Below are 12,670 nucleotides of genomic sequence, written 5' to 3'. Positions count from 1 at the left end.
AAAGGCTGACAAGTTGCCGGCCTTTTTTCGTAGGTCAATTTTTAATCATCAGGGGTGCTTGATGTGGCGCTATCATCTTGCATCCAAGCGAGGCATTTTTGCATTTGTTGACGCATTGTTTCTGGGTTTGAATGATACCGGCGTCCGTGTCCGGGGAGTACCCATTCAAAGTTATATTCAGCTAATTTTTGCATTGATTTAATTTGTTCGGGCCAGGAATACCAGCAATAGCGGCGAAAGGCATAAAGTTGGTGCAAATAAGTTGACCAAGCGAGATGATCGCCGGTGAAAAGAAATTTGTTTTTGTAAAGCAAAACGGTGTGCCCTTTGCTGTGTCCTGGTACGGGAATAATTAATACATCTGGCAAAAATTCCACCGTCTCATTTCCGCTTAATTGCATTTCGACATCGCGGGTGTCGGCTGTAATATCGTCTTTATGCAATATTCTTTGGCAGTTAAAATGTGCTTTAAATTTGGCGTGATCGGCTACATCATCTCTGTGGGTGAGGTACATATAACGCACTCCTCCCATTGCTTCTAAACGTTTTACTAATGGCGCTGTAAATCGCGGGGAATCAATTAAAATATTGGCTTGATCGTGTACCATTAAGTAGCTGGCTGCGGCAAAGGAATCTTGGGAATGATAGCCGCAATGGTAAACATTTTCTTCGACTAAAAGGGGGAGGGTTTCTTGGGCTTTTTTGATGTCTTTTGGCTTTTCAATTGTGCCGATGGATGCGGTGGGACAAGATAAAAGCGCTTGCATGGCTTGCAGTCTTTCAAGTTGGCTGGCCGGCTGGTTATAGACTGCGGACTGTTCATTTTCTCTGTGGAAAGTGGCCGGTGCCATCCACCGGCAAGTATCGCAGTCAATACAGGTATTATCTACATAAAAGTCGCCGGAAATATTTTCTGGCCGGCGTTGTTGTAATGTTGCCATATTTTTTTTCTAATAAAATTTTATTTTAACGCTTTCCCCTCCTGCCTGTAGGGGCAACCACAGCCAGCGTTTGTTTCGCTTCCTGTAGGGGGAATTGCCTACAGGAGGATTTTAGGTCTGACTAAAATTAGTTGTGAGTTTCGAGAAAAATTCGGATGGTTTCTAAGGCTTTGCAGAAGGTTTAATAATATTTAAAATCGCCTTTAGCATCGACAATAAAAGTTTCATTTTTGGTTTTTTAGTCTAGCGTTTTGATGCGAGATTAAAAAAGAGGGATTTTTCTAGGTGTTCGTATTCTCTCTAGGGGCCGTTTTTTGCTTCCCAGGTTGGGGGATCTTGGTTGAATGCGCTATAGTTTTCGCTGTATTCCTCAAGCATTTTTTCGATGCGGGTAATATCCATTTCCCTATCCGTTGAGTAGGTTTTCGGGAATTTATTGTAAAACTTGTTGGAGAGTTTTTAACATCAAATAGGCAGAAGTGGCGCCGGGATCTTGATGGCCGATACTTCTTTCTCCTAAATAAGTTGCCCGTCCTTTTTTGGCGATTAAGGGGATGGTATTTTTCATGCCTTGTTCGGCTGCAATGACGGCTTCTTTTAAGGCTTCAAGGGTGTTATTTCCTTCAGAGATGGCTTTTGTGAAGGTTTGAGAGGCTGGTTGTAGGGTATCTAACATTGTTTTCTCTCCCAAGTTGGCTTTGCCGCGTTCTCTGACTCCAGAAAGGCCGGTTTCTAAGAGTTTTGCTGTGTCTTCTGGGGTTAATTCTGAGAGACCGGTGACTGCATTACTTGCGCGTAAAAAAAAGGTTCCATACAAAGCACCGCTTGCTCCGCCTACGCTTGAAATAAGAGTCATGCTAACAGCTTTTAAGATGTTGCTGATATCTTTTTCAGCGAGGGTGGGAAGCTGAGTTAAAACTTTTTGGAAACCGCGATTCATGTTAATGCCGTGATCGGCATCTCCAATGGCGGCATCGAGTTCTGTGAGGTAGTCTTTATTTTGCTCGATAACGGTTGCGTAGGTTTGCAACCATTGGAGAATTTGCTGTTTTGTAGTCATGCTTTTAAACTCCCCAGCGCAAGCTGGCTGTTTTCACCGGCGCATCCCAAAGTTTGATCATTTCTTCATCTAATTTTAGCAAAGTTATTGAGACTCCTTGCATTTCTAAGGAAGTGATGTAAGGGCCGATTAAGTTGCGGATAATTGTGATGTTTTTCTTTTCACAAATTTGGGCTAATTGGCGATAGATGATATAGAGTTCGGAAAGGGGAGTTCCACCCATGCTGTTGACAAATGCTAAGACAGAATCACCCGATTGAAAAGGCGGGGTTGTTAATTCTAATTCTTCCCATTCTTGGCTTTCTAAATTCAATTCGCGGATGGTGCGTATGTAGGGGGGATCTTCGAGAATGGAAAAAGTTAACATTTCGCTTATTTGATCGGCGGTTTTGATTTCCATGCGTTGCCGGCCTGGTTCGCCGTGTATGCCTATGCCAAATTCTATTTCATTGTCTGCTAATTCAAAGGTGGGGCTACCTTTGGCGGGAACGGTGCAGGATGTAAGGGCAATTCCGATGCTGCGTCCGTTGAGGTTTACTTTGCGGCAAAGGTTGGCAAGTTGTTGTAAATTGTAGCCTTTTTCGGCACCGGCACCGCAGATTTTTTCTGCTAAAACAGTTGTGCCAACTCCGCGCCGGCCTTGGGTATATAAACTGTCTTTTACGGCGCAATCATCATCGATTAAAATGTTGATCATGGGGAGGTTTTCGGAGGAGGCAATTTCGGCTGCCATCTCGAAGTTCATCACATCGCCGCTATAGTTTTTAACGATGTTTAAAACGCCGTTGCCGCTGTTAACTTTTTTGGCTGCTTCTAACATTTGATCGGGGGTGGGGGAGGTGAAGATTTCACCCGGACAGGCGGCATCTAACATTCCCATTCCAACAAAGCCGGTGTGCATGGGTTCGTGTCCGCTACCGCCGCCAGAAATGAGGGCGACTTTGTTTTGAATGGGGGCATCTTTGCGGTAGACAAAGGTGGGATCAAAGTTAATTTTGATGAGGTCGGGGTGTGCTAATGCCATGCCTTCAAGGCTTTCGCGGACGACATTTTCGGGAGAGTTGATGAGTTTTTTCATGGTTTAGTAATCGCCATAATTGATGAGGAGGTTAACAGTAAAAGGTAAGAGTTAAGTTAATTTTTTTCCACCCAAACTGTAACGGCTGCATTGGCAATTAACATTTCATTATTTTTATCATTTAGCCCTTCAATTGCCCGCCCTTGAACCACCATGCCGCCTTGCTCAACTTTTAGGGTTTTTTGACCAAAAGGTAAGACTGCCAAAACTTCATCTTCTCGCACTTGTTCGGGATAGGGGACTGCAACTTGTACCTCTACGATCATTTGATTTGGATGGCTTAATCCTGCGACTTCCCAAATTCCAAGTAAGGCGTTATTTGCTATCGCATTGCGGACGGCTCTTGCGGCTGCAACCGTCGGTTCTTGTCCGTGCTGATCAATTCCCATTCCCATTTCAATGATAAAGCATTTGCGTGCCATAGTCACCTCTTTTTTTTTGATTTTTCTAGTTTAGTTTGAGTTCAAATTATAAGCAATTTTGGGCAACAAATAGAGCTTTTAAAAAAGTCATTCGACCCAGAAAAGACTGCCAACATATTCGCGTACTGCCGCTGCTGAATCCAACTCTAACACATCTTGAGCAATAATCTCGGCTTCTGCCATACTTAACTCGGAAATTATTTTTTTCACTTCCGAAATCATCGACACATTGACGCTCAATTCATCCACTCCTAATCCTAATAAAATTGGAATAGCTAAAGCAGACGATGCTAACTCTCCACAAACTCCGACCCAAATTCCGCTTTCTTTTGCGGCTTTTACGGTTTGTTGAATCATTCGCAAGACTGCCGGTGAAAAGCCATCTGCAAGCGTCGCCACTTTGGGATTATTTCGATCCGCTGCCATCACATATTGGCTTAGATCATTGGTGCCAATACTAAAAAAATTAACCTCGCCTGCTAACCGTTCGGCCATCGCCACCGCCGCCGGCACTTCTATCATTATCCCCACTTCTATTTTTTCATTAAAAACGATTTTTTCTTGCCGTAATTCGGTCATTGTTTCGGCTAAAATTTCTTTGGCGGCGAGAATTTCCATAACTTGCGAAATCATGGGAAACATGACCTTAACTGCATACCGGTCACTCACCCGTAAAATTGCCCGTAGCTGAGTTTTAAATAATTCGGGATGCTCTAATAAAACCCGAATTCCTCGCCATCCTAGAAACGGATTTGTTTCGGGGGTGAAATTTACATAAGGCAAGGGTTTATCTCCGCCAATATCTAAGGTTCTGATAATCAAAGGATAAGGGGCAATTGCTTTAGCAATGTCTTCGTATATTTTGACTTGTTCGGCTTCTTTTGGGGCCGTTTGTTTGTTAAAATAAAGAAATTCACTCCGCAATAAACCTATGCCATCAGCACCGGCCAGCCCTGCCATTTTTGCTTCTTCTATTCCGCAAATATTCGCCATGACTTCTATTAACCGGCCATCGCGGGTAAGGGTGGGTTCATTGGCTCTGGTATTTGAGAGCAATTGCGGCAATTCGTTATCTTTTTCAAGTTGCAATTCTTCTAGCTGTGTCGCGTCAGGATTGATAAAAACTTCGCCGGTTTCTCCATTTAAAGCAAGAATTGTACCTGGTTCTAAACTTAATAATTCTGGGCCGACAGCCATCACGGCGGGAATGCGAAGAGAACGGGCTAAAATTGCCGCGTGAGAAGTCGCTCCACCGGCAGAGGTACAAATTCCCAAAACTTTTTTGAGGTCAAGTTGTACGGTTTCCGAAGGGCTGAGATCCGGGGCAATTAAAATAACAGCTTCTTCTAATTGAGGCGTTTGATTTTCTACCCCTGTCAACAATCGCAAAACTCGTTCTCCGACATCCACCACATCGGCGCCACGAGCTTGAAAATAGGGGTCTTTTATGCTGTTATAATCGTAAATTGTTTCATCGATAACTGTTTTCCAAGCCGCCGCCGCACTATACTTATCTTGAAAAATTAATCGCCTGGTTGTTTCTAACAAAATTGGGTCCTCTAAATAAAGTAAATGGGCGGCAAATATTGCCGATTCTTGTTGGCCGGTTGGGGCCAAAGTTTTTTGCCACAAACTTTCTAAGTCATTTTTGGCTGTAGAAATCGCCTGTTGTAAATTTTCCCATTCTCCTAAAGAATTTTCTGCTTTTTGCTCGATTTTAAAATGAAGAAATGGCTGGTATAAAAACACCGGCCCAATAGCAATGCCCGGAGAGGCCGGTGTGCCGCGTAAATTGCCTAATAATGCCTTTTCTTCTGCTTTTTCTTCTGTTTTGCTCTCCGGCGAAGTTGTGGGTATTGAAAGCACTTCTTCCCCAAAATTTGAGGCAATTAAGGCTTGCAATGCACTCAAAGCTTCACCGGCATCAACGCCGACAGCGGAAATCAAAATTTTATCACCTTGCCTTACCCCCAAGGTAATGACTTGATTGATGCTTTTTGCATTGACGCTGTTGCTATTCTGGCTAATATTTTTGAGGGTAATTTCACATTCAAAACGGTTCGTCATCGTTACTAACTGGGCTGCCGGTCGAGCGTGTAATCCCATCAAATTTTGAATCGTAAATTCTCTGGTTTCTCTCAGTTGCCCGTTATTTTCTAAAGGGGAAATTGCAGAAAATTTCTGTAAATTAACCCCTAAGAATTGCGCTTTAGCAAGCATTGCTCCCCGTGCTTCTAGCAAAACTTTTTCGATATCTCCACCGGCAGAAGCAGCCACCACCGCCGCCATCGTTCCTTCCACCAATGGAGCCTCACATAACCGGACGTTTGATCGCTTTTCTTCTGATAGAAACTCCAGCGCCATTTCCGCACTCATTAAAGCGCTTCCTAAATCCATCAAAACTACCACCCCACCCCCATCCCAAACTGACTCAATTGCTTGATAAACTTGCATAGCATCAGTACCCAATGGATTATCAGGATCATCAATGCCGGCAGCAACCGCCAGTCGCACACGACCTTGAGCCATTTGATTTGCAAGCTCTTGGACACCTTCAGCCAGCTTTTTACTGTGAGATACGATAACAATTCCTATCATTTTTTTGTAATTTCTGTAACGAAACGAAAGTTAAAATTGAAAAGCTTTCCTCACCCCAACGGACAGCCACTGGCAGCCCCAGCTTGTTTGTGCTGTTGCTTCCCATTTATAATTTAAAATCTACCTTGTAAAATTGATATCAGCCGCTCAAATTTTAAGGAGAATATTCTGAACACCTCCGATTTTGCCCTCATTCCCGCCGCTCCCGATGGCTTTAAATCGGGTTTCACCGCGATTATCGGACGTCCTAACGTTGGCAAATCTACCCTGATGAACCAGCTTGTCGGACAAAAAATCGCTATTACATCGCCCGTAGCCCAAACAACTCGTAATCGCTTGCAAGGCATTTTAACAACTCCAGAAGCGCAAATTATTTTTGTTGATACTCCGGGGATTCATAAACCTCACCACCAACTCGGAGAAGTGCTGGTAAAAAATGCTCAAAGTGCGATTCATTCAGTTGATGTGGTTTTGTTTTTAGTGGATGGTTCTGTGCCTTCTGGTGGGGGTGATCGCTACATTGTTGATATTCTCAAAAATGTGCAAACGCCGGTGATTTTTGGATTAAATAAATGTGATCAACAACCTCCAGATTTTCAAGGCATTGATGAGAGTTATCAGCAAATTATCGCGGGCAAAGATTGGCCTGTTATGAAATTTTCTGCCCTCACCGGCGAAGGGATCAAAACTCTCGAAAAATCCCTGAGCGAATATCTCGAACCGGGCCCCTATTATTATCCCCCAGATTTAGTTACAGATCAACCGGAACGTTTCATTATGGGTGAGTTAATTCGTGAGCAAATTTTGCTGCTTACCCGCGAAGAAGTCCCCCACTCGGTTGCTGTTATTATTGAGCGGGTGGAAGAAAGTACAGATATTACTCGTGTTTTGGCGACGATTTGTGTTGAGCGAGATTCGCAAAAAGGAATTCTGATCGGCAAAGGGGGAACAATGTTAAAAACAATTGGCACGGCTGCTCGCCAACAAATGCAAAAATTAATTGAGGGAAAAGTTTATTTAGAATTGTTTGTAAAAGTGCAACCAAAATGGCGACAATCTCGCAATAAGTTAAGTGAATTGGGATATCGAGTTGAAGAGTAAATGTCATAGTCAAAGTAGGGGCCGGTGTGCGCTCCCGTACTTTGTCATTGCTGGAAAAAGAAAAAACAATTTTTAATGAGAGACAGGCATCACGCCTGTCTTTGCATCCTTAAAAAGGCAGAAAAAGGCTAATTAAACTACCGGCTCTAAGGCAAAAAATGTCTGGAAAATTTTGTTGCCGGTGCCGTTAAGGTGAATTTGAAAATCGGTTAAAAATTCATGTAAACCTTTGTCCATGATGTCTTCAATGGTGAGATAATCCAATTCGGAACGTAAGCGACCTAATGATCTTTCTACAGGATCTCGCCAGGTTCCTGGTTGGGTGCCGGTGATCTTGTGCAAGGCGCTTTCTGCTCGCGTTATACAAAAGCGAATTGCACGCGGAAAATCGCGGTCTAAAATTAAAAAGTTGGCGACTCCTGAAGGGGTGATGCGGTGCTGACATTTGCGATACATTTCATAAGCACTGGCGGAACGAAGTAATGCTATCCACTGAATTTCATCAAAGGTGGTTCCCACATATTGCACGGAAGGTAACAAAATAAAATACTTGACATCCAAAATGCGAGCGGTTTTGTCGGCGCGTTCTAAAAGCCGGCCCATGTGCCCAAAATTCCAGCCTTCATTGTGTGTCATTGTGCCGTCCATGACGCCGGCAAATAAATGACTTGCCATTTTTACTTCGCTATAAAAATCATGCAAGTCTAAGACTGATTGTTTGGGGGCTGCTTCTTTTACCATCATGTAAAATGAGTTGAGTTGTTCCCACATTTCTGAGGAAATAATTTCTCGAATTGAGCGAGCGTTTTCTCTGGCAATTTGTAAGCAAGAAAGGATTGAGTTGGAATAGTTTCTGTCGAAGGTGAGAAACTGAATTACATTTTCTGCGGTGGCTTCGCCGTAGCGTTCTTTAAAGGCCGGCATATCGCCAGCGGTGATAACTAAAGGCTCCCATTGAGTACGCGAACCGGGGGGAGAATCTAGCAATAAATTGAGGTTAACATCTATAAAACGCGCGATGTTTTCGGCTCGTTCGACATAGCGGTTTAACCAATAGATTGAGTTGGCGACACGACTTAACATTTTTGATTTATCCTCCTAAGTTTTGGGGCTATTAAGGTGTTAAAACCCAGGTATCTTTTGAGCCGCCTCCTTGGGAGGAGTTGACGACTAAGGAGCCTTTTTTAAGGGCAACACGGGTTAATCCGCCTGGGTTGACATAGATTTCTTTGCCATACAAAATATAAGGCCGCAAATCAACGTGACAGCCGGCAAATTCATTGTCTATGAGTGTAGGAACTCGTGACAAACATAGGGTAGGTTGACCGATATAATTGCGGGGGTTGGCTTTTATTTTTTCGGCAAATTCTTGACGTTGTTCTGGGGTGGCGTGGGTTCCTACAAGCATTCCGTAACCTCCGGCTTCGTTGGCGGCTTTTAATACCATTTTATCGAGGTTTTTTAGGACGTGCTGGCGGTGTTTTTCTTCCCAACACATATAGGTAGGAACGTTGGCAATAATTGGTTCTTCTGAGAGGTAATAGCGGATCATTTCTGGTACATAGGCATAGATGACTTTATCATCGGCTATGCCGGTGCCCATTGCGTTTGCAATTCCAACTCTACCGGCTTGATAAACTTCTACTAAACCGGGTACTCCTAATAGTGAATCGGGACGAAATGCTTTAGGATCAATAAAGTCATCATCAATGCGCCGGTAAATAACATCAACTCGTTGTAAGCCTTTGGTTGTCCGCATTTGTACATAGCCGTCGGAGATGACTAAATCGCGTCCTTCTACGAGTTGAACTCCCATTTGTTGAGCGAGGAAGGAATGCTCAAAATAGGCGGAGTTGTAAATACCTGGACTGAGAACAACAACGACTGGATCGGGTAAATTGCTGGGGACAAGATTGAGGAGGGTTTCTAACAGGTGGCTGGGGTAATCATCGACCGGCTGCACGTTCATTGTGCGGAAAACTTGGGGAAAGGTGCTTTTCATTACGCGCCGGTTTTCTAGCACATAGGAAACGCCAGAAGGAACGCGGAGGTTATCTTCTAAAACATACCAGGTTCCGTCTTTGTCGCGTACTAAATCGGTGCCGGTGATGTGACACCAAATGCCGGCCGGTGGTTTTAAGCCGATGCAGGGTTTTAAAAAGCCTTTTGCTGAGTTGATGATTTCGGCGGGAATTATGCCGTCTTTGATAATTTTTTGGTCGCCGTAAATGTCTGCAATAAAGGCATTGAGGGTAAAAATTCTCTGTTTGAGTCCGCGCTCAAGTTTTGCCCATTCTTGGGCTGAAACTATGCGGGGGATGATGTCAAAAGGAAAGATGCGCTCGGTGCCTTCGCTGTCGCCATAAACGTTGAAGGTGACTCCGAGTTTAAATAGGGCTATTTGTGCGGCTTGTTGCCGGCGTTTGAGTTCTCCTTCAGGTAGGGAGTTTATTCTTTCTATGAGGGGTAAAATTTCGGGGCGTGGTTTGCCCTTGGCGATGAATAGTTCATCATAAAAGTCACCGGGATCGTAAGTTTCAAAACGCACTTTTTTTGCTCCATTTTTTTAGTTGTTTTACCGGCTTTAGGGTGGCTATTGTCTCCTTACTCTGGTATAGAGTGTGGGGGGATTTTATAACTGTAGCCGGTAATACCGCGAGAAGTTGGACAAGGATAAGTTTTTTAACAAAATTGGCTGGGGGAATGGGGAGAAATAAGTCAAGCGTATTTTTGCGGAGGTTGATAAGAAAGTTTGAGCCGGTGGAGGAGGGTTACAAAGTCGGCAAATATGGGGCAGGTGTTTTCTTTGGTTAAAACCGGCACATGGACAAAGATACAGGGGGTAGATGGGTGTTTTTGCAGTTCGTTTAAGGCTGAATAATAAAGGGCTTCACAAACAAATTTTCCGGCTTCGTGGCTAATTTCTGTGGAGGGTAAATCTGCTACTAATTGTTCAAGATTGACGGCGGTTAACAGCACGTTGTTTTCGTTGGTAGCACGCGATTCTACGGTTAGTTTGGTGCGACTTTCTGCCATGCCGCAACAGACTACTATATCGGGGGTGGTTTGTTTAAGTTTGGCGATAAGTTTAGCGGGGGCTAGGTCAAAATCAACGGGTAATTTTCTTAAGAAAATGGCTTTGATAAAATCGGGGTGTTGGGAAATTAATTCTAATAAATCATCGGAGGCGTTAGATTTATGATGTGTAAGCCAAATATCAAAGGAGGTTAACAAAAGCTTGGGGTTCATAAGAAGGCTGATTAGGTAGTATAATAGTTGGAGGTTCTAGTAATAGTATAAGGGAAAAAAGGCTATGCCTGTGATTGCGGTGATTGATTACGATATGGGAAATTTGCACTCGGCGTGTAAGGGTTTGGAAAATGCGGGGGGAACTCCAAAAATTACGGATGTGCCGGCAGAAATTGAGCAAGCGGATGCGGTGGTTTTGCCTGGGGTGGGGGCTTTTGATCCGGCAATTCAACATTTGAGATCGCGGGATTTAATTGGGCCGGTTAAAGATGCTATTGCTTCGGGAAAACCGTTTTTAGGAATTTGTTTAGGGATGCAAATTTTGTTTGATGGTAGTGAGGAAGGCAAGGAACCGGGCTTAGGTATTATTCCGGGTGAGGTTCGCCGGTTTAAGCCTGAACCGAATCTCACAATACCTCACATGGGCTGGAATCAATTGGAGCTAAAACAGCCTGATATCAAGCTTTGGGAGAATTTAGGGATTGAGCCTTGGGTATATTTTGTGCATTCATACTATGTAGAGCCGGCAGACCCAGCGGTGAAAGCGGCAACGGTGACACACGGCAGCCAAACGGTTACGGCAGCAATTGCGCGAGATAATGTAATGGCGGTGCAATTTCACCCAGAAAAATCATCGAGTGCAGGGTTACAAATGCTGGCAAATTTTGTTCACCAATTGAATAAACCCGAATAATAAACCTTTGCCGGTAGACCGTTAATTTTAGCGGTTTGATTATGCCAGTGAGGCCCGAAAAACCCGGTTTATTAAATAAACTGGGTTTTCAATTGTGGAGGTTTAGATAACAATTAAAAGCCCAATTGGTGTATAATTAATTCTTAAGAAAATATAGTTAGGAAAGCCTCAATGACACGCTTTCTTTATGACCAATTTGCCAAGGATCTACTGACGGAACTTTTAAAACCTTTTGGAACGGTTCAAACCGGCAAGAATTTGGCAGGAGAAGTGAGACAAATTGATGTATTATTTTCGCCTTCAGCAGAGCCGGTGGATACAACTGATCTGGGACTTTTGGCAATTTTGGCGGCAAAAAGTGCCGTATTTGAGCCGTTTCGCAATGCGATAAATGCGGCGGATATCCGCAGTTGTATGAGCAAAGTCTTTGATTTGTTTGCCGATCAAGAGCGAGTTGCTAACCGTGAAAACCGTCGCTTAAATGAGGCTGATTTACCTCAGCTTTGGATACTTTCGCCAACAATTTCTGGGTCTTTGTTAGAGAAATTCCGCGCCACCCCCGATGAAAATTTACCAGCGGGTATTTATTTGATGGGGGAGGGTTTAAAAACGGCACTTGTGGCGATTCACCAATTGCCGGCGACACCTGAAACTTTGTGGTTAAGAATTTTAGGCAAAGGAACTGTGCAAAAACAAGCGATTGCTCAGTTAGTCGCTCTTCGAGAAGATAATCCTTTCCGGCAAAACGCGCTAGAATTGCTGTATAACTTACGGACAATTTTAGAGATACGTCAAAATATTGATCGAGAAGATCAGGAGTTGATCATGGAACTTTCACCGATTTACTTGGAACGGCTAGAAAATGCTACTCAGCAAGGAATTCAGCAAGGAATTCAGCAAGGAATTCAGCAAGGAATTCAGCAAGGAGAACGGCAAATGGTTGAAAGTTTACTGGAAATAAAATTTGGTTCAATTGATGAAGAATTATCCCAAATTATTGAGCCTTTAATTAAACTTCCAGCCCGCGAACGCAGCTTGCTGATTATGCAATGTTCCCGCGATGAATTGTTAGCTAGACTGAGCCAGTCTTGATAAGTATTGACAGCCGGCAATGCCGGCTTTTTTTATTTTAGGCTAAATAATTTATCTTTTCTTGGTGGTTAAAACGCAAGCGGTGATGAAAAGAGTAAAGCTGATATAGCCTATCACCGTCAACCATTCTTGCCAACTGCCGGAAAGAGTCATAAAGGAATCACTCATTATCTCAACCTAAAAATTCACGCAACTTTTAGATTTTAACTCTATCCGTGAAACCCAAGAAAGCCGCTTTTTTAAATAAACCGGCTGGGTGCATCTCACTTTTGCAAATGGTTCAAAAAATGTTAAGCTGAAAAAGCCAGTAAAAACCTCAAGAAAGGATAAGATGAAGAAAATGACACCCCAGGAAGAACAACAGCTAAAAGCCCACTTAAAAGCCGCCGCAGAAATTCTTTACAAGAATACAGATCCAGACGCGCTGAAAAGTTT

The 12,670-nt window shown here is 43.5% G+C and carries 11 protein-coding genes; 3 read left to right on the top strand and 8 right to left on the bottom strand.

Going from position 1 to position 12,670, the window contains the following annotated elements; all coding sequences use genetic code 11:
- Positions 1-41: 41 nt before the first annotated feature.
- The 5 genes from NG798_RS21715 to ptsP form a co-directional block, all read right to left on the bottom strand.
- Positions 42-941 carry an MBL fold metallo-hydrolase gene (locus NG798_RS21715; protein WP_261225798.1) on the bottom strand — a complete coding sequence of 300 codons (900 nt, stop codon included), beginning with the start codon at positions 939-941 and terminating at the stop codon, positions 42-44.
- Between the two features lie 433 nt (positions 942-1,374).
- Positions 1,375-2,001 carry a dihydroxyacetone kinase subunit DhaL gene (dhaL, locus tag NG798_RS21710; protein WP_261225797.1) on the bottom strand — a complete coding sequence of 209 codons (627 nt, stop codon included), beginning with the start codon at positions 1,999-2,001 and terminating at the stop codon, positions 1,375-1,377.
- 4 nt (positions 2,002-2,005) lie between these two features.
- Positions 2,006-3,079, bottom strand: a complete 1,074-nt coding sequence (gene dhaK / locus NG798_RS21705) for a dihydroxyacetone kinase subunit DhaK (protein WP_261225796.1) — start codon at positions 3,077-3,079, stop codon at positions 2,006-2,008.
- 56 nt (positions 3,080-3,135) lie between these two features.
- A complete protein-coding gene (locus NG798_RS21700) occupies positions 3,136-3,501 on the bottom strand; it encodes a Lin0512 family protein (RefSeq protein WP_261225795.1) in 366 nt (121 codons plus the stop codon).
- Positions 3,502-3,588: 87 nt separating this feature from the next.
- The gene (gene ptsP / locus NG798_RS21695) at positions 3,589-6,099 is read right to left on the bottom strand and encodes a phosphoenolpyruvate--protein phosphotransferase (RefSeq protein ID WP_261225794.1); all 2,511 of its coding nucleotides are present in this window, start codon (positions 6,097-6,099) and stop codon (positions 3,589-3,591) included.
- A 168-nt stretch (positions 6,100-6,267) separates the two neighbouring features.
- Between ptsP and era the strand changes: the two genes are divergently transcribed.
- A complete protein-coding gene (gene era / locus NG798_RS21690; protein WP_261225868.1) occupies positions 6,268-7,200 on the top strand; it encodes a GTPase Era in 933 nt (310 codons plus the stop codon).
- A gap of 132 nt (positions 7,201-7,332) precedes the next feature.
- Here the strand turns inward: era and NG798_RS21685 are convergent, their stop codons facing one another.
- From NG798_RS21685 to NG798_RS21675, 3 genes are all read right to left on the bottom strand, one after another.
- The gene (locus tag NG798_RS21685; protein ID WP_261225793.1) at positions 7,333-8,283 is read right to left on the bottom strand and encodes an alpha-E domain-containing protein; all 951 of its coding nucleotides are present in this window, start codon (positions 8,281-8,283) and stop codon (positions 7,333-7,335) included.
- A 31-nt stretch (positions 8,284-8,314) separates the two neighbouring features.
- On the bottom strand, positions 8,315-9,748 hold the full coding sequence (locus NG798_RS21680) for a circularly permuted type 2 ATP-grasp protein (RefSeq protein ID WP_261225792.1): 1,434 nt from the start codon (positions 9,746-9,748) through the stop codon (positions 8,315-8,317).
- Between the two features lie 170 nt (positions 9,749-9,918).
- The gene (locus tag NG798_RS21675) at positions 9,919-10,449 is read right to left on the bottom strand and encodes a peptidase C15 (protein ID WP_261225791.1); all 531 of its coding nucleotides are present in this window, start codon (positions 10,447-10,449) and stop codon (positions 9,919-9,921) included.
- A gap of 64 nt (positions 10,450-10,513) precedes the next feature.
- Between NG798_RS21675 and hisH the strand changes: the two genes are divergently transcribed.
- Together hisH and NG798_RS21665 are read left to right on the top strand one after the other, a co-directional pair.
- A complete protein-coding gene (gene hisH, locus NG798_RS21670) occupies positions 10,514-11,143 on the top strand; it encodes an imidazole glycerol phosphate synthase subunit HisH (protein WP_261225790.1) in 630 nt (209 codons plus the stop codon).
- Between the two features lie 171 nt (positions 11,144-11,314).
- On the top strand, positions 11,315-12,235 hold the full coding sequence (locus NG798_RS21665; protein WP_261225789.1) for a hypothetical protein: 921 nt from the start codon (positions 11,315-11,317) through the stop codon (positions 12,233-12,235).
- Positions 12,236-12,670 lie beyond the last annotated feature (435 nt).

Origin of the sequence: Ancylothrix sp. D3o (assembly GCF_025370775.1) — a bacterium.
Lineage (GTDB): Bacteria > Cyanobacteriota > Cyanobacteriia > Cyanobacteriales > Oscillatoriaceae > Ancylothrix.
The sequence above is the reverse complement of the archived record's forward strand: the minus strand, read 5'-3'. Positions and strand labels throughout refer to the sequence as shown.

Coding starts and splice junctions, on each gene's coding strand:
- NG798_RS21715 (WP_261225798.1), bottom strand. CDS start 941: ATGGCAACATTACAACAACGCCGGCCAGAAAATATTTCCGGCGACTTT.
- dhaL (WP_261225797.1), bottom strand. CDS start 2,001: ATGACTACAAAACAGCAAATTCTCCAATGGTTGCAAACCTACGCAACC.
- dhaK (WP_261225796.1), bottom strand. CDS start 3,079: ATGAAAAAACTCATCAACTCTCCCGAAAATGTCGTCCGCGAAAGCCTT.
- NG798_RS21700 (WP_261225795.1), bottom strand. CDS start 3,501: ATGGCACGCAAATGCTTTATCATTGAAATGGGAATGGGAATTGATCAG.
- ptsP (WP_261225794.1), bottom strand. CDS start 6,099: ATGATAGGAATTGTTATCGTATCTCACAGTAAAAAGCTGGCTGAAGGT.
- NG798_RS21685 (WP_261225793.1), bottom strand. CDS start 8,283: ATGTTAAGTCGTGTCGCCAACTCAATCTATTGGTTAAACCGCTATGTC.
- NG798_RS21675 (WP_261225791.1), bottom strand. CDS start 10,449: ATGAACCCCAAGCTTTTGTTAACCTCCTTTGATATTTGGCTTACACAT.
- hisH (WP_261225790.1), top strand. CDS start 10,514: ATGCCTGTGATTGCGGTGATTGATTACGATATGGGAAATTTGCACTCG.
- NG798_RS21665 (WP_261225789.1), top strand. CDS start 11,315: ATGACACGCTTTCTTTATGACCAATTTGCCAAGGATCTACTGACGGAA.